Below are 20,385 nucleotides of genomic sequence, written 5' to 3'. Positions count from 1 at the left end.
AAAAACCTCACGCCATTTTATTAATATAATTTACCACGATTTCAGTCGGTTCAGCCTTGTACTTTAAATGATAAAGCCCACGTGGTGCCGGGCCAGATATACGGTTTCCCCACCCATCATAAACGCTACCGTGGCACGGACATATAAATTCTTTTTTATCATTATGCCATTTTACAATACAGCCTAAATGTGTACAGTGTGCATTTAGTGCTACTCTTTTACTATCACGCTCGATTAAAAATACACTATCTTTGTAATTTACACCACCATTATCTGTGCCTTTTTTTATCTCATCTTTTAGGAAGCGCACCAATCGTTTAGTATTAGTACCTCCAAGCGTAAAATCCAACCCTATAAACCCTATAAACCCTGCTAGTATAACTTTCCCCCCCAAATAGAAAAAATCTCTGCGCTTCATTTTTAGCCTTCATAAATATTTTCTTCAAGCAATATAGATAGATTTTTAAAATACTCAAGTGTCGTATTGTTTTTTACCACTTCGCTAAACTTATTTAGCCAACGTTTTAAGTGTTCTTCTAAAACGCGTTGTTTTATATCAAAATGTTCTGTTGAATCATTTTCATCTAAGTATGCTAAAAAAGCTAGCTCTGCTGCAATATGGTCTGGTAAGTCATGCCAATTTTTGCTTGTATCTAAACCGCAAGCTGCGTACAATTTTTTTATTTTGATTGTAGCTTCGCCGTAGATTTCTTTTTCTATCCAAAATGACTCATAAGGAGGGGCTATAACTTTTGGGTAGGCATTGATGAAAAGCCTTGTGTATTCAACTTGCAGAGTCTCTAGATCAGGCAATTCTAAACCAAAACCTTTTGCACAAGCTTTATACTGATCTAAAATAGGTTCTTGAGGATACAAAAAAAGTATAGCTAAACAATCAAATTTATTCATAAACACCACTTATTATAATAAAAATTATTTAATTTGCAAGAAAATTATCTTTGATAGTTTTTTCAAAAAACCACGCTTAGAGGAATTCTCTAAGCGTGTAAAAGTTTTTAGTTAGAATTTGTAAGTTAGCTGAACTGCGTATTCATCTTCATGCATTTTGATCGAAACTGGCATACCATTAAATGTGCCGCTTTGCTTGTGCTCAAAAGCGTGCTGGTATGCAGCAGTTAGCTGTACAGAGGGTGTAATATCGTATGATGCGCCAAACGATAGATGCGTTTGCACGATTGCGGGTGCTATAATGTTATTGCCGAATGCCTGACCACCATCTGGGACTGGGCTTTTCCCGTAGTTAAAGCCAGCCATTAATGTAAGAGGCTGAATGGGTGAGTACTCTACGCCTAACATATATACCCATTGGTTTTTCCAGTTGAAATCCCATGAGTTCATGCCTGCTATACCGCTTACTGGCACTTTATCCATTACATTTGACCAGTTAATCCACTTAGCATCAGCTTCGACTCTTAAGTTCTTTACAGGCCTAAAATTTACACCAAACTGTACGGTTTGTGGCATATCAAGCCTCATGCGTACTTTGTAGCCATCAAACATGCCACCCAGCATACCTGTGCCTGTATTTTGATTAAAAGCGTTTGGTATTGTATCCCACTGGAGTGTTTGCATCCAGCGCTTTGACTGGTAAGCCAAGCCAAACTGCCACATATCGTTTAGTTTATACACAAGGCCTAAGTTAAAGCCAGCGCCGTAAGCATTTTGTGTAGATAGCGAGTTTACAGCTGTTCCTGTTGCAAAAGGTGCTTCTCCAGCATAACTACCGTACCCGTAACCTTGAGCAATTGCTGCATTATTCATATCCATTTCTAGTGCCATGGACTGATACACAAACACAGGTGCAAAGCCTATAGATAGGTGGCCATCTACTCTATAAGCGCCTGCTACATCCATTTCCATCATCTGCATATTTGAGTAGACTTTTTGTAAAGGCGCTGCCATACCAAACCCATTTGGGTTGTTCCAGTCAACACCCATACCAGATACGCCATACATGCCAATGCCAAATGTGAAGTTTGACTCTTTGCAGTTGCAGCCTTTTGGGTTTATTGCTATGCCAGCTGCTGGCACCACATATACATTAGACTGACTGCCTTGACCGTTTAGGTATCTAAGCGGTACAAATACATCGCCACCTACAGATGCACTGGATGTTGAAAGCCAAGCGATGCCTGCTGGGTTTGTAAGGATTGTTGATGCATCTTGTGGGTTAGCTACAGCCGCGCCGCCCATTGCTAACTGCTTTGCTCCAAGACCTGTCATAAAATAACCGTTTGTTGCAAACGATTTTGTTGCAACACCAACACTTAAACCAACTGCTAAAGCTACTGCTAAAGAAAGATGCTTTTTCAACATAAGACCCCCAAAATCGTAATTTTGTCATAGTATAATAAAATCATTTTATGATTGTCAAGAAAAAAACGATATTTTTGAAATTTTTTTTGAAAAATACTGCCTAAAGCCGCTAGATGCTATAGTAATTTACTTTACTATAGCACTAATCTTGCAGTAGTTTGTTTATTTTGTTTTGTGCGTTCTTTAAAAAACGATTTAAATCTTTTTCAATTTCTTCAAAGGCAGCTATGAGTTGCTTGCCTTTTTGTGTGAGTGTAGAGCCACCGCCGTCTGGACCACCGATTTTAGTCTCAATGATAGGTAGATGTGAAAGGCTGTTGATTTCTTTTACAATATCCCACGCAGCTTTGTAGCTCATTTTCATGTCTTTTGCTGCCTTTGATATGGAACCGTAGGAGTCTATCTTTTTTAGTAGCTCTACTTTGCCTTTGCCTAAAAAATTTTTGTCGTCAATGTCAACCCAGATTCTGCCAAAAATCTTCTTTTCGTCCAAAAAAAGCTCCTTTAATTAAGATTTATAATTTGCTTTGTCGTATATGACGTATCTAATGCCACCAGTTGGGTTTGGTACATCATTAAAATACCTTGGTATAAGGTGAAAATGCAGGTGGTTAATTGTTTGGCCTACTGCCTGGCCTTCGTTTAAGCCAAAGTTGTAGCCATCGGGCTTTTTTGAAATGTATGAGCTTTTTAGTACATTTTCTATGAAATCAAGAGATTTTTCATTGATAGGTCGTAAATTTTCATATAACTCTTTTAAGTCATTTTTTTCAAGGAAATCTTTAGATTTTGAGATGGCTTTTTTTAAGTAAAAAAAATCATTATCACTTAAATCATCAATTGATTCAATGTGCTTTATGGGTATGATAAGCATATGTCCTGGGTTTACGGGAAATTTATCCATTATTACAAAAAATCTATCGTTTTCAAACAATACATCGCTTTTTTGCTCATAAATATTGCAAAATAAGCACTCTTTCATAAATACCTCACAATTTCATAATTTGTAGTTCTAAGTGCAGGGATAAACCCTGCTTGTTTTATTAAATCTCCAAGTTCTTCTGTTGTAGACGTTACCCTAAAACCAGCCTGAGCCATCACATTTTCTTCAAATAGTAAACTACCCAAATCATTTGCACCAAAAAAAAGTGCTATTTGACCAATTTGTTTGCCCTGAGACGCCCATGACGCTTGAATATTTTCAATATTATCTAGATAAATGCGTGATATTGCCAAAACCTTAAGATAGTCTATACCAGTTGCTTTTTTAGTAGTAAATTTTTTTAATGCAGTGTTTTCTGGCTTAAAATCCCAAGCTATGGCGGCTCTAAAACCATATGTTTCATCCTGTAACCTCCTTATGTTGTCTAGGTGATCTATGACATCCTCTTTTGTTTCTATGTGGCCAAACATCATTGTAGCGGTTGTTTTTATACCTGCTTTGTGAGCTTGTCTTGAGATCTCTAGCCACCTATCCGTGCTGATTTTTTTGGGTGATATTTTTTTTCTTACACGCTCTGATAAAATTTCTGCGCCCCCACCTGGCATTGTTTGTAGACCTGCTTTTTTTAAATCCTCAAATACTTCTTTTGGGCTTTTATTGCTAATTTTGCACATTAAATCAATTTCTGGCGGTGAGAATGCATGCACATGTATACCAGTATTTGATAGCTCCTCGACCATTTTTGTATAGTAGCTATACTCTATTTCTGGGTTTAGTCCCCCTTGGATTAAAACTGTACTAAGACCCGCTTTCTTTGCAGCAATTGCCTTTTGTTTTAATTGATCGATACTTAGCACATATGTATCTTTGCTGTTTTTGTTCCTATAAAATGCGCAAAAAGAGCATTTTACTACACAAATATTGGTGTAGTTAATATTTGTGTCGGCTATAAATGTAACAAGTTTTGTAGGATGCTTTTGAAACCTTATACTTTGAGCCATCTTACCCAATTCAATTAAATCTAAATTAAATAAATCAAGCGCTTCTTTTTTTGAAACTCTCATGGATAAACCTTTAGTTCGTTATACAAAGCGTCTCTTTCAACAGGCACAAACCCAGCGTTTTTAACCATTTCAACGATTTTTTGACGAGCCATGCCGCTTGGACTTGTTGCACCTGCGGCATGAAAAATATTTTCTTTCTCAATTGTACCGTCAATATCATCTGCCCCAAAATGTAAACCTACCTGTGATATACTGTCTGACATCATTACCCAGTATGCTTTTATATGATCGAAATTATCCAAAATAATGCGCGATATTGCAAGCACTTTTAATTGGAAAACAGCACTTTGCTTTTGAATGTGTTTTTCAAAAATTGTGTTTTCTGGGTGGAATAAAAGTGGCACAAAACATAAAAAACCTTTTGTTTGCGCTTGCAAGTTTCTTAGTTTAAACAAATGGTCAATGATTTCTTCTTTTGTTTCAATATGGCCAAAAAGCAGTGTTGCGTTGCTTTTTATACCCATACTGTGTGCGAGTGCATGAATTTGTGCCCACTCTTCAAAGCCGATTTTTTTTGGGTATAGTTTTTTCCTCACACGCTCACTAAATACTTCTGCGCCTCCACCTGGCATTGTTTGCAGGCCTGCAGCCTTAAGTTTTTCTAGCACTTCCTTGTGGCTAAGTGAGCTTATTTTTGAGAAAAAATCGATTTCTGCTGCAGTAAAAGCTTTTATATTTGCATTTGGCGTTGCCTTTTTTACGGTTTCTAATAATGTGATGTAATATGAAAAATCCAATTTCGGGTTTAGAGCACCTACAATATGGACTTCGTGTAAATCTTCAATATTGCTTAGCTCTTTTTCTACTTGTTCGAAACTCATTGTATAGGCATCTTTGTCATCTTCATTTCTGTAATATGCGCACATTAGGCATTTTGAAGAGCAAATGTTGGTGTAATTTATATGTTTGTTTATTGTAAAATACACTTTATTGCCACTTTTTAAAAATTTGATTTTTTTAGCCATTAAAGCTAAATCTAAAAGGTCTGCGTTTTGGAATAACTCCAAAGCTTCTTTGTGTGATAAAGGTTCTTTTTCAATTTTTTCTAATAACACATTTTTCATTTTAACTCCCTAAATACTTTAGATGCTCAAAAAAATTTGGATAAGATGTATTGGGTGATTTTGTTTCTGATAGATCCAGGCTATAGCCTAGTGCTTTTAATATAGAAAAACTCATTGCAATTCTGTGGTCAAAGTGAGTTTCTATATAGGCTTTTTGAAGCTTTTTGGAAGGTTGTATTTTAAAACCATCTTCATATTCTTCCACACTAACACCTAACTTTTTTAAATTTTCAACGATTGATTTAATGCGGTCGCTTTCTTTGACTCTAAGCTCTTTTGCATCCTTTAAAATACTGGGCTTTCCTGCAAATAAAGCCAATATTGACAGGGCTGGTATCTCGTCTATAAGTGTGGGTAAAATTTCACCATCAATATAAAATGGGTTTAAGTTTGGTGAGTACCTAACGAGTATGTCTGCAACTTCTTCTCCACACATAGCTTTTTTATTTAATATTTCATAATTTACGCCCATATCGCTAAAAACTTTCAATATGCCAGTGCGTGTAGGGTTAACCAAGCAGTCAAAAAAAATCGCCTCGCAATTTGGCTTTAGTGCGCACATTACCATAACAAATGCGCAAGATGAGATATCCGCTGGCACATCTATCTCAAAGTTACCGTGAAGTTCTCTGTTTTTGCCAAGAGTAATTTTTCGGTTTTCTATAGTTAAATCTACGCCAAATTGCTTTAGCATAATTTCTGTATGGTTTCTGGATAGATGCGGTTCTGAAAATTCTACTTTTTCATCCGTATAAAGACCTGCAATCAAACATGCAGATTTTACCTGAGCCGATGCAATGTTTGAATTATATTGGATGCCGCTTAGGTTGTTTTTACCAAAAATTGCAAGGGGGGCAAGGAAATTTTTTCTTGATAAAATTGTTGCGCCCATTTGTGCTAATGGTTCGATAATGCGCTTCATTGGCCTATTTTTTAGTGAGTTATCGCCTGTTAAAATGCTTAAAAAGTTTTGCCCAGCGCACACGGCGCTTATCAGTCTCATGCCGGTGCCAGAGTTGCCCAAATCAATAATATCAGAAGCCTCTTTTAAGTATTTACCATTGCCTTTAATTGATACTATGCCATTATCTATGCTTATCTCAACACCTAATTTTTTAAATGCTTTAATCGTATTTAGCGTATCTTGGGCAAACAGGTAATTTTTAATCGTATTAGTGCCGTAGGCTATACTTGAAAAAATAGCGCTTCTGTGGGATATAGATTTATCTGAGGCACACCTTAGAGTCTTTACTTTATCCATACATCCGCCTTATATACCACTAAGGTATTTGTTTTTTTATTGTATAAAAAGCCATTTGATTTTTTTATATCAATTTTTTCTGACTCAAGCTGAGCGTTTGTGTTTGATGATAATGTACTGTTTGTATGATCCCAGTAAGCTTTTTGCGTCTTTACCAAAAAATTTTTGCCTGTTGCTGTGCAATTACCTATTAAAGAAGCGTTGTTATTTTGGTAAATATATACTTCGTTTGCAGAGATTTTAAACTCATTTTTACCTTTGTAAAAAAAAGAAGCGTCTTTAGCAAAGATTGTTGATCCAATGTATTGGGCAAATGCTGAGTTTATAATTTGAGTTGCATTGTCTGCAAGTCTTACTATATGTATATCTTCTGCATAGGAGCTAATTTGAGTTTTTTGTTTGAGTGTTGTCTGAATGTTTAAAACGTTTTTTGATACATACATTATTAAGATAATAGTTATTATGCCAAGAACTACTTCAGTGCCTTTTAACCACACAATTAGTCCTAAAAAATTTTAACATTATTAAGTTCCAAAATTTTTTCAACTATTTCTCTAATAGCACCTCTGCCACCATCTTTGCTTGAGATAAAATTAGCAGCCATTTTAACTTTTATGTGAGCATCTTTTGGGCTTGCGCTAAATGCACACTTTTTCATAGGCTCAATATCTATGATATCATCACCGGCGTAGGCAACCTCACTGTAATCTACATTGTAATATTCTTTTATATAATTAAGCGCTTGTAGCTTGTTTAATTGATTTTGTATGCAAAGTTCTACATTTAGTTCTTTGGCTCTAAGTGTTGTAACTTTGGAGTATCTACCAGAAATAAACGCAATCTTAATGCCAAATTTTTGTGCTATGTGAAAAATGTGCCCATCTTTTACATCAAAAAATTTATACTCTATGCCGTTTTCATCGATAATGATGCGTCCGTCTGTTAAAACGCCATCAACGTCCATTACAATGACTTTAATCACTAAATAACACCTGCTTTCATTATATCGTGTATATGGATAACGCCAATAATTTTATTGTTTTCGCATACAGCTAGGCTTGTAATCGAATAATTTTGCATGAGGTTTGCAGCTTTAATTGCAAGGGCTTTTTTTTCTATAACTTTAGGGTTTTTTGTCATCATATCTTTGGCTTTTAAGTCAAATACCATTTTTTTAAATTTTTCTAATATTCTTCTTAGGTCCCCGTCTGTTATAACACCATAAAGTACTAAAGAATCATCTACTACAAATGTAACGCCTAAGCGTTTTGAAGAGATCTCAAAAAGCACTTGCTCAAACCCATCATCTAAATTAACGGTTGGCAAATCCTTGCCTTGATGCATGAGCCCTTCCACATATGTAAGTAGCTTCTTGCCAATGGAGCCTCCTGGGTGCAACATTGCAAAATCCTCATCTTTAAAACCCCTCTTTACAATAAGACCGCAAGCTATAAGATCTCCAATAACAAGCGTAGCGGTTGTAGAAGCCATTGGGACTAATTTTATAGGAGAGGCTTCTTCTTTAATGCTTGCATCTAAAACAAAATCGCTAAAGTTAGCAAGTTCTGAATGTGTATTGCCAACTATTGAAATTATTTTCAACCCCATTCTTTTTATTGGGTTAATTAACCCAAGCAACTCAGTTGTATTTCCTGAGTTTGATATGAAAACCGCTAAATCGTCGGATTTTAGCATACCTAAATCGCCGTGATATGCATCCGTTGGATGTATAAATATGGATGGAACTCCAATGCTTGAGAGTGTAGATGCAATTTTTCTTGCAATAAGCCCGGATTTTCCAACACCAGAAAAAATTATTCTTCCTTTGCATTTGTCTATTTCGTCAATTACATTTGTAAAGGATTCATTGAGTGCTTGTTCAATATTTTTTACCGCTTGTACTTGTAAACCCAGCGATTTTTTTAGTGAATCTAAAAGTTTATCCATTTTTTTAAGATTTCTTTCCTAAATTACTGACCTTTTTGCGAAGAGTACTGTCAAAGGGTCTTTTTTGTAAAGCTTTTGTAAGATAATCAAGTGCCTTTTGTGTATCTCCAATTTTTTCGAAAATCTCCCCAAGCATAATATCACTGTAGGTAGTGTCGCCCTGCAGAGACTCTAAAATAACTGTTTGGTTGTTGTAATCCATTTCATCTATACTGAATTCTTCATAAGAAATTTCATGGTCAAAAAAATACTCAATCATATTTTTTTGTGAGGCATAGTCAGAAAGCAAAAAATATTTAAACAAATCCTTTGCCTCAATGTATCCGCTTATTATTGAATCAATGCAAATTATGCCAAAGTATGCTATGTGAGAAAATTTGTTATCATCATTGTTTAAAAAGACAAAATAGTTTTTCGCTAATTGATATTTATCAGCCAAAAAAGATTCAATAGCTTTTTCAAGTATTTCTTCATAATCTATAACCATATATTAAACCCCTCATAATTCGTATTTTGGGCATCTTGAACCTCTAGGTTTTCAACAATTGCTCTTTTGGGACCTATCTTGCAGGCACTGATGTATTTTGCAACTAATTCTCTCTCGCCACAAACCACGCTTTCTACTATGTTTGTACCTACATTTCTTACATAGCCGCTAAGCCCTAATTGTTTTGCTATAGTTTCTAAGTAAGCCCTAAAACCTACATTCTGAACTTTGCCAGTTATTCTGATAAATTTACATACACTCACGTTTACTATTTTACTCAAAGAACTGAAATTATGCAAGACCAATTCAATTTTTCAAAAGTGTTGACAAATTAACTCCAATTGATTAATATATCTTTCGTCTTGTTTAGTGGGAGGTTTTAATGAAAAGCTTTGTGTCAAAAAATGATGTTTCAAACAAAAAGTGGTATTTGATAGATGCAAAAGGCGTAGTGTTGGGCGATTTGTGTGTAAAAATTGCAAATATTATAAGGGGCAAAGACAAGCCTACTTTTACGCCAAATGTTGACTGTGGTGATTTTGTAGTTGTAATTAATGCTAAGGATGTAGTTTTAACAGGAAAAAAGTTTGATCAGAAAAAATATTATACCCATAGTGGCTATATGGGTGGCATTAAAGAAATCACAGCAAAAAAACTGTTGGTCAAAGATCCAGAGCGTATGATTAAGCATGGTGTATGGGGTATGTTGCCTAAGAATAGACTAGCAAAAAGGCTTGTTGACAAAGTTAAAGTATATATAGACCAAAATCATCCTCACGAAGCTCAAAAGCCTCAAGAAATAAAAGTAGGAGAATAATATGAATAGATATTATGCTACTGGCAAAAGAAAAACTGCTGTTAGCAAAGTTTGGCTCAAAGAGGGTAGTGGCATCATTCGTATAAACGGCAAAAATCTAGACGAATATTTTGGCGGCCTTAATTCTTTAAAGCTAACAGTAGAGCAACCCACTAAAGTTACTGGCTATGATACAAAACTTGACTTCGACTGTCAAGTAATGGGAAGCGGTCTTTCTGCACAAGCAGTTGCGATAAGGCATGGTATAAGCAGGGTTTTAGTAATGTTTGATCCTCAAGCACGCAATATTTTAAAACCACTAGGGTTTTTGACAAGAGATCAGCGAAGTGTAGAAAGAAAAAAGTATGGATTGAAAAAAGCACGCAAATCTTTCCAATGGTCAAAACGATAAATTTTATTTATGCTGCATGTTGGTATAGTTGGTGTAAGTGGCTTTACAGGTTTGGAACTTGTCAAGTTACTTTTGCACCACCCTGCAGTTAGTATAGATTACATTGCCTCAAGAAGCCATATTGGTGAGCCTCTAAGCAATATTTTTCCTTCTTTAAACAGCATTTGCGATAAAAAAATTGAAGCTATAAATGAAGATAGATTAAAGAGTTTAGATGTAGTTTTTTTGGCTTTACCGCATGGTGTATCTATGGAGCTTGTTTGTAAAATTCACAATAAGATTCGCCTTATTGATTTAAGTGCAGATTTTAGGCTATCAAAAGATTTATATGAAAAATGGTACAAAACCCATCTATGCCCAGACTTAATAGAAACCGCTGTATATGGTTTGCCAGAGCTTAATAAAGATAAGATAAAAGATGCAAAACTTATAGCAAACCCTGGCTGTTACGCAACAGCTAGCATATTAGCTATACTGCCTTTTTTGGATATCATTGAGGGTGATGTTATTATTGATGCAAAAAGCGGTGTAAGCGGTGCTGGGAAATCTCTTAGAGAAGATTTGTTATTTAGTGAAGTTGCTTCGTCATTTAGAGCATATTCAGTTGCAAAGCATCGTCACCAGCCAGAAATTAAACAGGTATTAAGTGAAATGAAACCTATTAATATAACATTTGTACCGCATTTGCTTCCAATAAATAGGGGAATTTTGGTAACAATTTACGCAAATCTTCCAACTATATTTGATGAAGTTTTTTTATTTGAAAAGCTTAAAAGATTTTATATAAATGAGCCTTTTGTTAGAGTTTTAAAAAATTTACCACAGATTAGCAACTGCGTTGGGACAAATTTTTGTGATATGTCTTTTGCACTTGATAAAGACAATAATCGGCTTATTATAATTGGTGTAATTGATAATTTACTTAAAGGAGCAAGTTCGCAGGCCGTTCAGAATATGAATATTATGTTTGGCCTAAAAGAGGAGGAAGGCTTAAATTTAAAGCCGTATTACCCATGAATTGCAAAATTACACATGATGGATTTGATGTATTTGAATCAATTAAAACTGCATCTGTTAGGTCTGGTATCAAAAAAAAAGGTGAAGATTTAGCATTAATATATTTTGAAAGACAGGCAACGTTTGCTGCCGTTTTTACAACTAATAAAGTAAAAGCTCATTGTGTGGTTTATGATGAGGCACTATTAAAAAATCAACAAATAAGAGCTGTTTTAATAAATAGCGGTAATGCTAATGCTTGCAATACAAATGGCTATGAAGCTATACAAGAAATGACAAAAGCCATTGCAAACCATTTAAACATTAAACAAAGTGAGATTTTTATTGCCCAAACAGGTATAATTGGCGAAGAATTTCCTACAAAAAAGGTAATAAACGCTTTGCAAGAACTCAAAGATAATCTGGGTAAAAATACACAAAATTTAGCAAGGGCGATACTTACAACGGACAAAGTTCCAAAGATTATATCAATTGAATGTAAATATGCCGACGTGGTGTTTCACATTGGCGGTGTTGCAAAGGGCGCAGGTATGATTCATCCTAATATGGCAACAATGCTGTCTTTTATTGCAACAGATTTGAGTTTAAACCAAGATATCTTGTCAAAGGCTCTTAAAGAATCTGTTGATAAATCATTTAACAGGATTAGCGTAGATGGTGATATGTCTACAAATGATACTGTGTTTATCGCTTCTACTAATGAAGTAGGGGAATCAATATGCGAAGAAAATGAATTTTATAGATATTTTGTTGGTAAATTAACAGAGTGTTGTGTGTATTTAGCAAAAGAAATTGTAAAAGACGGTGAAGGCGCCACAAAGTTTTGTGAAGTGTTAGTATTCGGTGCTGATAACGACGAAGATGCACAAAAGGTAGCTCGCAGTATTGCTAATTCTTTGCTTGTAAAAACCGCTATATTTGGGAAAGATCCAAATTGGGGCAGAATTATTGCAGCTGTTGGCTACAGTGGCGCAAATATTGATGTAGATAAATTAGAAATTAAAATTGGCGATAGCCTTGTTTATTCTTGGGGAAAACCACAAGGGTTTGACAAAGTTGCACTGCTTGAGTATATGAGAAGCAATGATTCGATAAAAATATATATAAACTTAAATATTGGCGGCTCAAACTTTAACTTATACTTCAGCGATTTAACTAACGAGTATATAAAAATAAATGCGCAGTACCATACTTGAGCCTTGACATTTTGATAATTATTATTAAAATAGTATTAGAATAAAGCTCAAGGAGGCGTAAGATGGCTGTTTACAAATGTGAAAAATGCGGATTTGAGAAAGAGTCTAAGTGTAAGCCAAGAAAGTGTCCACAATGTGGTAGTAAAGATTCTTTTAAGAAAAAGGAGGTTTAATTATGGCTAAGATGACAGACAGGTTCTTAGGGGAGGCTTTTGCGGGCGAATCTCAAGCTCATATGAGGTATTTAAATTTTGCAAAAGCAGCGGAAAAAGAAGGCAAAACAAATGTTGCAAGGCTATTTAAAGCAATTAGTCAGGCAGAAGTAATACATGCATCAGGGCATTTTAAGTTGTTAAATGGCATTGGAAGTACACTTGATAATGTAAAAAGTGCCTGGGAAGGTGAAAACTTTGAAAGCGAAGAAATGTACCCAGCATATGAAGCTGTTGCAAAAGAACAGTCGCAGGATAAGGCAGCAAAATGGATTGATATGGTTTTACAAGTAGAGAAAGACCACAGAAGCTTGTATGAGAAAGCAAGGGCTGCCCTGGAGCAGAATAAAGATGCGGATTTTAAAGGTATATTTTTATGTAGCGTGTGTGGATATGTAGCATTAGATGCAGCACCAGATAAATGTCCCGTATGTGGTGCACCCGCAAGTGCTTTTGAAAAATTTTAAATAAGATTGTTATGGATGAAAAAGCGCTTTATTTAATCAATTACGGTTTATACATTGTTGGGTCTAAAACAGAGTCAAAGATAAATGCCCAGATATCAAACACAGTGTTTCAAGTAACAGATAAACCTAGTGTGATTGTAATATCAATAGATAAATCCAATTACACACATGAGTTTATTGAAGCTAGTAAGTTGTTTACAATTTCTATTATTGCAAAAACAGCACCACTGTCGCTTATTGGAAATTTTGGCTTTAAAAGTGGCAAAAATGTTAATAAGTTTGAAAAGATCAGTCATTTGCTTACAAAAAACGGTTTGCCTGTTGTTCTTGAACACACGCTGGGCTACATAGAATGTCGTGTAGTAAATAGCATAGATGTTTTTACGCATACGCTCTACATAGGGGAAGTAATTGATGCAGAAATATTCAAAAAAGATGAGCCAATGACATACGCTTATTATCATGAAATTAAAAATGCCCAAGCGCCAAAATCTACACCTATTTACCAGCAACCAAAATCTAGCAAAAAATATGTATGCAAGATTTGTGGATGGGTATATGACCCAGAAATTGGCGATCCAGATGGTGGGATTAAACCCGGCACCCAGTTTGAAGATATACCAGATAACTGGGTATGTCCCGTGTGTGGTGCAGCAAAAAGTGATTTTGAATTATTGAAATAAAAAGAGGAGGTTTTTATGTCAAAATTAGCAGATTTTGTAAAATACGAAGCAGATGAAAAAAAGGAAAAACATGTACCAGTTATCGATGCTCCAAATACTGTTAAAAAAGGTGAGTTTTTTAGTGTTACAGTAACAGTTGGCAAAGACATCCCTCATCCAAATACAAAAGAACATTACATTGGATGGATTGAAGGCTTTGTTGTACCAAAAAGTGGTGTGGCAAAATCAATTGGAAAGTTTGTTTTTGAGCCAGAAATTACTGATTCAACGGCTACATTTAGAATTAGATTAGAAGAAGATGCAACACTGTTTGCATGGGGTTATTGCAATATACATGGTTTGTGGGAAAATTCTAAGGAAATCAAAGTAGGATAACTTAGGGTGCGCTTTTTCGCGCCCTTTTTTGTTGGAGGTAAACATTGAAAGCAGGTAGGGATCCTTTTAAAATAAAAGATGGTATACACTGGGTAGCAACGCTTGATCCTGACTTAAAAATATTTGATATCATTATGCGTACAGCTCACGGCTCTACTTATAATTCTTATTTGGTAGAAGGCACCAATAAAAAGGCTATAATTGATGGAGTTAAAGAGCCTTTCTTTAATGGTTTTTTAGAAAATTTAGAAAAATTAAATGTTAAGCCACAAGAGATTGACTATTTGGTTGTAAACCACAATGAGCCAGATCACTCAGGTGCGCTGCCAAAGTTACTTGAGTGTATGCCAAATGTGAAATTGGTTGTTAGCAAACAGGGTAAGGTTTTTTTGGATAATATAGTGAATACAAACTATAATTGCATAGAAGCAGACGATAACCTAGAGATTGATCTTGGTGGCAAAACGTTAAAATTTATCATAGCACCTTTTGTGCACTGGCCAGATACGATGTTTACATATGTACCAGAAAGCCAGGTGCTTTTTACTTGTGATTTTTTAGGTAGTCATTTTTGCGATGAAAGGATGCTTGACACTGAAGTAGAGGATTTTTCTGAAGATTTTAAATTTTACTTTGATGGTATAATGAGGCCATTTAAGGAATATGTGATGCAGCATATTGAAAAGATAGAAAAACTCAATATAGAAATTATAGCACCAAGTCACGGCCCAATACTTACCCAACCAAAACACTACATAGGGCTTTACAAGGCTTGGTCGCAGCCTATGCAGGAAAAACTAGCCTCTGTATTATATGTTTCTGCGTATGGTTATACAAAAAAAATAGCCCAAGAAATAGCGCGCGGCATACAGTCAGAAGGCGTAAAAGTAATAACAAAAGATATTGTTGATGTTATTGAAAAAGAAAAACCATATCTGCTTGATACTGTGCAGAGGGCGTCTCTTATAGCTGTGGGTTCTCCCACTATAAATGGGGATGCAGTAGAGCCTATTTGGGAATTTTTATCAAGCCTTGCTACACTTAAAATCAGAGGTAAAATGGGTTTTGCTTTTGGCTCATACGGTTGGAGCGGTGAAGCATCAAAACTTATTAATCAAAGAATGAAAGATATCAAATTTAGTATGCCACTTGAACCATTTAGGGTTAGATTTAGGCCAACTGAGGAAGATTTACAAAAAGCTTTTGAGATTGGTAAACAGTTAGGGCAAAAAGTTAAGGAGATGCCATGAGTCAAAAAATCATAGATATTTTAAATGAGGCCATACAAGCTGAGATTGGTGCTATTATGCAGTATATGGCAGGTCACTACAGAATGCCCAAAGATAAGCATCCTGTGATAAGAGAAATGCTTGAGCGCATTTCTGTTGAAGAAATGAAACACGCAGAAAAATTTTCTAAACGTGTAGTTGCATTGGGTGCAAGAGAAGCAATAACGCCGGATATAGTTCATTTTTCGAATGATTTAGTTGAGATTATGGATTTAAATGAAAAGTCAGAAGATGATGCCATTAAAATGTATCAAAAACATATCAAGGTTTGTGGTGAAGAAAATGATCTTGAAACTAAGGCAATATATGAAGAAGTGCTGAAAGATGAGATTAGGCATAAGAAAATCTTCGCTGCCTTTAAGCGATTGCTGGAAACAAATCAGGAGGGTTTATGAAAAAATACAAATGCAAAGTATGCGGTTATATCTACGATCCAGAAAAAGGAGATCCAGACGCAGATGTACCACCAAACACACCATTTGAATCTTTACCAGATGACTGGGAATGTCCAGTTTGTGGTGCCGCAAAAGTAGATTTTGAAGTCTACGAAGAAGCTTAATTTTATTTTTTTACCGGCAAACCATTGCCCCACCACGATTTGCCGGTAGTTTCCTTTTTTATTGAGCAGGGCAAACTTCTTTTACTATATTACTAATTAGCTGACCATTTTGCCAGGTTTTAATTCTAACCTTTTTGCAGCCTGTTTCTGGGTTGTAGCCAATTGGCTCTGCTTTTACTACACCTTGTGTGCCATCGTTTGTTGTTGTTTCATACTGAACGGGTTGGTTGTATTGAGCTGCTTGCTGAGCTGATTGGGATTGTATCTGAGTTAAGGTATATCCTGCTACTGCACCAAGCGCAGCACCTATTGCCCCACCTTTCCATCTATTGTTAGGACTAAGCAAAGCCCCTGCTACAGCACCTAGTAGAGCACCCGCTCCAGCGCCTTGATAACCCTGTTGTGTGGGTTGTTGCAATGTTTGACAGCTTGTTAAATTTAAACTGGTTGTTAAAAGCGTAGCTGCTAAGCCAAAGCTTGCGATTTTGCTTTTTAAGTTCATTTCATCCATCCTCCTTTATTTTTTTCTATTATATATTTCTAGTATGGTAAAGTCAAATACAGGTAAAAGAAATAACTACATTTCCGATATTATTATTTTTTCTGGTTTTTGTGTTTTGGTTTTAATAAAAGGCAAGAAAAATAAAAATATCAGTATAACCCACATCATAATATGAAAATCATCTTGAAATGCCATTATAGTACTTTGAGTATTAATAGTATTGTTGATTAATCCCATTGCCTTGCGATAAGCCATGTTTGGGTCAAATCCAATATAAGTAAACAGGTAATTTTGAAGTGTGTTTAAGTAATGCAAAAAAACAGGATTTGTAGCCGATATATTTTGCACAAGCGCATCTCTTTGAAAAGCCTCTCTATGGGTAAGCATTGCAGAAGCCATTAAAGAAATACCAAAACTTCCCCCAATGCTTCTTGTAAAGTTAAGTATACCGCTTGCTTCGCCCATATCTTCGTTTTTTAAAAAAATAAAGGCCACAACATTTATTGGTATAAAAATCAGCGGTAGTCCAAACCCAATAAGGACGCGTCCAAGCAACAAAAAATATGGTGAAGCAGTCAAGTTAATTTGCTCCATGAGATACAATGCGTAAAGTCCAATAATTACACCGAAAAATATAAGCGTTTTAAAACTAATTTTTTTTGAAACCTTACCTATAAAAATAACCGTAATAAGACTTGCGATACCACCTGGCATCATTATAAGGCCACTTTTGAACGCATCATAATTCATTAATGTTTGCATAAGTTCTGGCAAAAGCGTTAACGTGACAAAGAACAAAAAACCCAGAAAAAACATTGCAATAGTTGCGATTAGATAATTTCTATCTTTCAATAAACTCATTCTAATAATTGGTTTATCTGAAAAGTAATTTTTAATCAAAAACATTGAGATAAAAAAGAAACTCAGCAATCCCAAAATCACAATAAAATTTGAGTTAAACCAATTATCCTCTTGACCTCTATCTAGCATTATTTGAAGTGCTCCAATGCCTATTGCGATAAAGCTCAAAGCCGTGTAGTCTATTTTTAGAATTTTATTTGCTTTTGCATAAGGTGGATCGAATATAAACATTAATGTCATTATGGTTGCAAGTATGCCGAATGGCACATTAATTAAAAACATCCACCTCCATGAGTAACTATCTACAATCCACCCGCCAATTACAGGCCCCAAAATTGGTGCAAATATAACGCCAATTGAAAAAATACTCATAGCTTGTGCTCTTTTTTCTAAAGGGAAACTTTCCATCAGTATGGCTTGAGATATAGGTTGTAACCCACCACCAGCAAAACCTTGTATAGCTCTAAATAGCAACAATAAATCAAGTGTGGGAGCCACTCCGCATAAAAAAGAGCTTACAGTAAAAGCAATTATGCTGATTAAAAAGTAATTTTTTCTGCCAAACTTATTTCCCAAAAAACTTGTAATAGGCAAGATTATACCACTAGCAGCTAAATAAACTGTGAGCGTCCATGTGGCATCATCTGTTGTAACAGACAATGGGCCAGCCATGTAAGAAAGAGCAACCGTTACAATTGAAGTATCCATAAGTACCATGAAAGTAGGTAACATAACAGTTAGGGCAATAATATAGGGATTTACTTGTCTTTCTTGCATTTTTTGTCCTTTCTAAACCAAAAAAAACTAAAACTTTCCACAACAGTTTTTAAATATATAACCTTTGTAACAAAAATCAAGGAAAAGATCTGTTTGGCTAATTTAGGTATGCGGTATAATACACAAGAATTTTAATACTTTATCACCGTTGTTTTTGTAAGAATGTTCTATATTTGGTTCAATAAAAACAGCAGAATTTTTGAAAACTTTTTTAGAGACACTGCCTGCTGTAATTTCACACTCGCCATCCAATATAAAAATCTCGTGTTCCCATGGGTGAGAATGTGAGGGAATTTCGGTATTGGGCTGCATCTCAAAGTAGCGCATAGCAAAGTTTGGCGCACCATCTTCTTTTTTTATTAACCATCTTATACTTACGCCATAAACTATTTTACCATTAAACTCTACGGGTTTATCTTGTATTTCGTCTAAACATGAAACTTTCAAAAAAACCTCCTTTATTTTTATAAATATCTTGTTAATTAACTAACATACTTTATTTTTTTTACATCATTTAAACGCTTTTGTCAAGTTTAGTGAAAAAAATTAGAGCAGTTAACCTATGAATGCTATATAGTAAATATTTACAAGTACTAAATACAAAATAAAGCTTAAGTATAATTTAGATAAAAAATTTATATTGAATTTTTTATATATTTAGTTTTTATTGTTTTTGCAATAGTTATTTGATGTATATATAACTTATTAACCTATTTATTTTGTATTTTAAGATTACTTTACTTAAAAAAATTAGGAGGTTAGCATGGATAAATATACAAAGTTATTTGCTAACTATGTAGTAAACACTAAAAACATACCACAAGAGTCTAGTCACGAAGCTAAAAGGCGTATACTTGATTCTTTTGGTGTTATGTACGCGGCATTTTTAGAAGATACGCCAAAGGTAGCAAGAAAGTATGCTTACATGTTTAAAACGCATGAGGGTGCGTATCTTTTTGGTTTACCTGTAAAAACTACACCAGAAGTTGCTGCGTTTGCAAATGGTGTTTTGGTTAGGTATCTTGACTTCAATGACACTTATTTGTCAAAAGAACCTTTGCATCCTAGTGATTGTATACCTGGTTTGTGGGCTGTTGCCGAATGGAAAAAGCTTAGTGGCAAAGAGCTTTTAGAGGCAATTACAATTGCTTACGAAATTGGCGTAAACCTTTGCGATGCAGCAAGTTTAAGAAAACATGGCTGGGATCATGTAAATTACATTACAATTATGGAAGTTTGTGCGCTTGGAAGATTGTTGAAATTGCCAGTTTACGTTATAGAACACGCAATTTCTTTAGCTTTAATACCAAATCTATCTGCACGTCAAACAAGAGCAGGTGAGCTTTCAATGTGGAAAGGCGCAGCTGCTGCAAATTCTACAAGAAATGCGATCTTTGGAACATTTTTGGCTATGAATGGGATGAGCGGGCCTTATCAGCCTTTTGAAGGTGAGATGGGATTTTTTAAACAAGTGCTGGAGAAAGAAACATTTGATGACCAGGCGCTTGCACCCATTATTAATTTAAAAGAACCAACAAGAATACTAGATACTTATATTAAATTTTACCCAGTTGAATACCATGCTCAAAGTGTTGTGGATATTGTTAAGAAACTACATCAGTATGTACAATCTCCCGATGATATTGAATCTATTCATATTGATACATTTAAAGCCGCATATGAAATTATTGCAAAAGATAAAGAAAAATGGGAACCAAAGACAAAAGAAACTGCAGATCATAGTATCCAGTATATCACAGTGGTAGGATTAATAGATGGTAGTGTAACAAAGCACTCATTTAGCAAAGAAAGGCTAAATGATCCAATTGTTAAAAAAATTCTTTCTACTAAGACAACACTAGCTGAAAAGGACGAGCTAACGGCAGGTTATCCAGATGGTATACCAAATAAAGTAACGCTTTATACCAGGGATAAAAAAGTTTATACGGAAGAAGTAAAATACCCACGAGGGCATGCTAAAAACAAGATGAGTGATGAGGAAGTTATTGAAAAATTCAAAAATAATGCCGATGGCCTTTTAACCAATACAGAAATGGATAGCGTTATTGATGCGGTAATGAACTTAGAAAAGTGCGAAGATGTCTCTAAATTGGCAGACATTTTGAGGGTATAAAA

At 35.1% G+C, this 20,385-nt stretch carries 28 protein-coding genes; 12 read left to right on the top strand and 16 right to left on the bottom strand.

Annotated features, from left to right (window positions below; all coding sequences use genetic code 11):
- Positions 1 to 7 precede the first annotated feature (7 nt).
- The 13 genes from DESAMIL20_RS08080 to DESAMIL20_RS08020 all read right to left on the bottom strand — a co-directional run bounded on the left by DESAMIL20_RS08080 (position 8) and on the right by DESAMIL20_RS08020 (position 9,366).
- Positions 8 to 418, bottom strand: a complete 411-nt coding sequence (locus DESAMIL20_RS08080; protein WP_086034327.1) for a QcrA and Rieske domain-containing protein — start codon at positions 416 to 418, stop codon at positions 8 to 10.
- Positions 419 to 420: 2 nt separating this feature from the next.
- The gene (locus tag DESAMIL20_RS08075) at positions 421 to 909 is read right to left on the bottom strand and encodes a TorD/DmsD family molecular chaperone (protein ID WP_086034321.1); all 489 of its coding nucleotides are present in this window, start codon (positions 907 to 909) and stop codon (positions 421 to 423) included.
- Between the two features lie 111 nt (positions 910 to 1,020).
- Positions 1,021 to 2,337, bottom strand: coding sequence for an OmpP1/FadL family transporter (locus DESAMIL20_RS08070; protein ID WP_086034319.1), 1,317 nt, complete (start codon positions 2,335 to 2,337; stop codon positions 1,021 to 1,023).
- Between the two features lie 142 nt (positions 2,338 to 2,479).
- Positions 2,480 to 2,830, bottom strand: a complete 351-nt coding sequence (locus DESAMIL20_RS08065) for a winged helix-turn-helix domain-containing protein (protein WP_086034317.1) — start codon at positions 2,828 to 2,830, stop codon at positions 2,480 to 2,482.
- 15 nt (positions 2,831 to 2,845) lie between these two features.
- The gene (locus DESAMIL20_RS08060) at positions 2,846 to 3,319 is read right to left on the bottom strand and encodes an HIT family protein (protein WP_086034316.1); all 474 of its coding nucleotides are present in this window, start codon (positions 3,317 to 3,319) and stop codon (positions 2,846 to 2,848) included.
- On the bottom strand, positions 3,316 to 4,344 hold the full coding sequence (mqnC, locus tag DESAMIL20_RS08055) for a cyclic dehypoxanthinyl futalosine synthase (RefSeq protein ID WP_086034315.1): 1,029 nt from the start codon (positions 4,342 to 4,344) through the stop codon (positions 3,316 to 3,318). The genes DESAMIL20_RS08060 and mqnC overlap by 4 nt, the downstream gene beginning before the upstream one ends.
- Positions 4,341 to 5,408: an aminofutalosine synthase MqnE gene (mqnE, locus tag DESAMIL20_RS08050; protein ID WP_086034314.1), complete on the bottom strand. Its 1,068-nt coding sequence runs from the start codon at positions 5,406 to 5,408 to the stop codon at positions 4,341 to 4,343. The genes mqnC and mqnE overlap by 4 nt, the downstream gene beginning before the upstream one ends.
- Before the next feature lies 1 nt (position 5,409).
- The gene (gene aroA / locus DESAMIL20_RS08045; RefSeq protein ID WP_086034313.1) at positions 5,410 to 6,669 is read right to left on the bottom strand and encodes a 3-phosphoshikimate 1-carboxyvinyltransferase; all 1,260 of its coding nucleotides are present in this window, start codon (positions 6,667 to 6,669) and stop codon (positions 5,410 to 5,412) included.
- Entirely contained in the window at positions 6,657 to 7,166 is a 510-nt protein-coding gene (locus DESAMIL20_RS08040) for a hypothetical protein (RefSeq protein WP_086034312.1), read from the bottom strand. The genes aroA and DESAMIL20_RS08040 overlap by 13 nt, the downstream gene beginning before the upstream one ends.
- Positions 7,167 to 7,174: 8 nt before the next feature.
- Positions 7,175 to 7,651: a KdsC family phosphatase gene (locus DESAMIL20_RS08035; protein ID WP_086034311.1), complete on the bottom strand. Its 477-nt coding sequence runs from the start codon at positions 7,649 to 7,651 to the stop codon at positions 7,175 to 7,177.
- A complete protein-coding gene (locus tag DESAMIL20_RS08030) occupies positions 7,651 to 8,616 on the bottom strand; it encodes a KpsF/GutQ family sugar-phosphate isomerase (protein ID WP_086034310.1) in 966 nt (321 codons plus the stop codon). Before DESAMIL20_RS08030 ends, DESAMIL20_RS08035 begins: the two co-directional genes overlap by 1 nt.
- Positions 8,617 to 8,620: 4 nt before the next feature.
- A complete protein-coding gene (locus tag DESAMIL20_RS08025) occupies positions 8,621 to 9,103 on the bottom strand; it encodes a hypothetical protein (RefSeq protein WP_086034309.1) in 483 nt (160 codons plus the stop codon).
- Positions 9,094 to 9,366, bottom strand: a complete 273-nt coding sequence (locus DESAMIL20_RS08020; protein WP_158090559.1) for an acylphosphatase — start codon at positions 9,364 to 9,366, stop codon at positions 9,094 to 9,096. Before DESAMIL20_RS08020 ends, DESAMIL20_RS08025 begins: the two co-directional genes overlap by 10 nt.
- A 119-nt stretch (positions 9,367 to 9,485) precedes the next feature.
- Between DESAMIL20_RS08020 and rplM the strand changes: the two genes are divergently transcribed.
- The 11 genes from rplM to rd (DESAMIL20_RS07965) all read left to right on the top strand — a co-directional run bounded on the left by rplM (position 9,486) and on the right by rd (DESAMIL20_RS07965) (position 16,109).
- Complete coding sequence (rplM, locus tag DESAMIL20_RS08015; protein ID WP_086034307.1) at positions 9,486 to 9,920, top strand: 50S ribosomal protein L13; 435 nt, start codon at positions 9,486 to 9,488, stop codon at positions 9,918 to 9,920.
- Between the two features lies 1 nt (position 9,921).
- Positions 9,922 to 10,311: a 30S ribosomal protein S9 gene (rpsI, locus tag DESAMIL20_RS08010; RefSeq protein ID WP_086034306.1), complete on the top strand. Its 390-nt coding sequence runs from the start codon at positions 9,922 to 9,924 to the stop codon at positions 10,309 to 10,311.
- Between the two features lie 9 nt (positions 10,312 to 10,320).
- Positions 10,321 to 11,328: an N-acetyl-gamma-glutamyl-phosphate reductase gene (gene argC, locus DESAMIL20_RS08005; RefSeq protein WP_086034305.1), complete on the top strand. Its 1,008-nt coding sequence runs from the start codon at positions 10,321 to 10,323 to the stop codon at positions 11,326 to 11,328.
- Positions 11,325 to 12,524 (top strand): bifunctional glutamate N-acetyltransferase/amino-acid acetyltransferase ArgJ, encoded by a 1,200-nt coding sequence (argJ, locus tag DESAMIL20_RS08000; RefSeq protein WP_086034304.1) that lies wholly within the window; start codon positions 11,325 to 11,327, stop codon positions 12,522 to 12,524. The genes argC and argJ overlap by 4 nt, the downstream gene beginning before the upstream one ends.
- Positions 12,525 to 12,586: 62 nt before the next feature.
- A complete protein-coding gene (locus tag DESAMIL20_RS10830) occupies positions 12,587 to 12,697 on the top strand; it encodes an RCKP-type rubredoxin-like domain-containing protein (protein ID WP_086034303.1) in 111 nt (36 codons plus the stop codon).
- A 2-nt stretch (positions 12,698 to 12,699) separates the two neighbouring features.
- Positions 12,700 to 13,203 (top strand): rubrerythrin family protein, encoded by a 504-nt coding sequence (locus DESAMIL20_RS07990; protein ID WP_086034302.1) that lies wholly within the window; start codon positions 12,700 to 12,702, stop codon positions 13,201 to 13,203.
- 11 nt (positions 13,204 to 13,214) lie between these two features.
- Positions 13,215 to 13,886 carry a rubredoxin gene (rd, locus tag DESAMIL20_RS10825; RefSeq protein WP_086034301.1) on the top strand — a complete coding sequence of 224 codons (672 nt, stop codon included), beginning with the start codon at positions 13,215 to 13,217 and terminating at the stop codon, positions 13,884 to 13,886.
- A gap of 15 nt (positions 13,887 to 13,901) precedes the next feature.
- Positions 13,902 to 14,261 carry a class II SORL domain-containing protein gene (locus DESAMIL20_RS07980; RefSeq protein ID WP_086034300.1) on the top strand — a complete coding sequence of 120 codons (360 nt, stop codon included), beginning with the start codon at positions 13,902 to 13,904 and terminating at the stop codon, positions 14,259 to 14,261.
- 44 nt (positions 14,262 to 14,305) lie between these two features.
- Complete coding sequence (locus DESAMIL20_RS07975; RefSeq protein ID WP_086034299.1) at positions 14,306 to 15,511, top strand: FprA family A-type flavoprotein; 1,206 nt, start codon at positions 14,306 to 14,308, stop codon at positions 15,509 to 15,511.
- Positions 15,508 to 15,945, top strand: a complete 438-nt coding sequence (locus tag DESAMIL20_RS07970; RefSeq protein ID WP_086034298.1) for a ferritin-like domain-containing protein — start codon at positions 15,508 to 15,510, stop codon at positions 15,943 to 15,945. The genes DESAMIL20_RS07975 and DESAMIL20_RS07970 overlap by 4 nt, the downstream gene beginning before the upstream one ends.
- Positions 15,942 to 16,109 carry a rubredoxin gene (gene rd / locus DESAMIL20_RS07965; RefSeq protein WP_086034297.1) on the top strand — a complete coding sequence of 56 codons (168 nt, stop codon included), beginning with the start codon at positions 15,942 to 15,944 and terminating at the stop codon, positions 16,107 to 16,109. The genes DESAMIL20_RS07970 and rd (DESAMIL20_RS07965) overlap by 4 nt, the downstream gene beginning before the upstream one ends.
- 58 nt (positions 16,110 to 16,167) lie before the next feature.
- Here the strand turns inward: rd (DESAMIL20_RS07965) and DESAMIL20_RS07960 are convergent, their stop codons facing one another.
- The 3 genes from DESAMIL20_RS07960 to DESAMIL20_RS07950 form a co-directional block, all read right to left on the bottom strand.
- On the bottom strand, positions 16,168 to 16,611 hold the full coding sequence (locus tag DESAMIL20_RS07960) for a YMGG-like glycine zipper-containing protein (RefSeq protein WP_158090558.1): 444 nt from the start codon (positions 16,609 to 16,611) through the stop codon (positions 16,168 to 16,170).
- 75 nt (positions 16,612 to 16,686) lie between these two features.
- Positions 16,687 to 18,249, bottom strand: coding sequence for a DHA2 family efflux MFS transporter permease subunit (locus DESAMIL20_RS07955; RefSeq protein ID WP_086034295.1), 1,563 nt, complete (start codon positions 18,247 to 18,249; stop codon positions 16,687 to 16,689).
- 102 nt (positions 18,250 to 18,351) lie between these two features.
- Positions 18,352 to 18,696 (bottom strand): cupin domain-containing protein, encoded by a 345-nt coding sequence (locus tag DESAMIL20_RS07950; protein ID WP_086034294.1) that lies wholly within the window; start codon positions 18,694 to 18,696, stop codon positions 18,352 to 18,354.
- A gap of 316 nt (positions 18,697 to 19,012) precedes the next feature.
- Between DESAMIL20_RS07950 and DESAMIL20_RS07945 the strand changes: the two genes are divergently transcribed.
- Positions 19,013 to 20,383 carry an MmgE/PrpD family protein gene (locus tag DESAMIL20_RS07945; protein WP_086034293.1) on the top strand — a complete coding sequence of 457 codons (1,371 nt, stop codon included), beginning with the start codon at positions 19,013 to 19,015 and terminating at the stop codon, positions 20,381 to 20,383.
- Positions 20,384 to 20,385: the final 2 nt, after the last annotated feature.

The organism is Desulfurella amilsii (assembly GCF_002119425.1).
GTDB lineage: Bacteria > Campylobacterota_A > Desulfurellia > Desulfurellales > Desulfurellaceae > Desulfurella > Desulfurella amilsii.
This window is presented reverse-complemented; position numbering and strand designations above follow the sequence as displayed.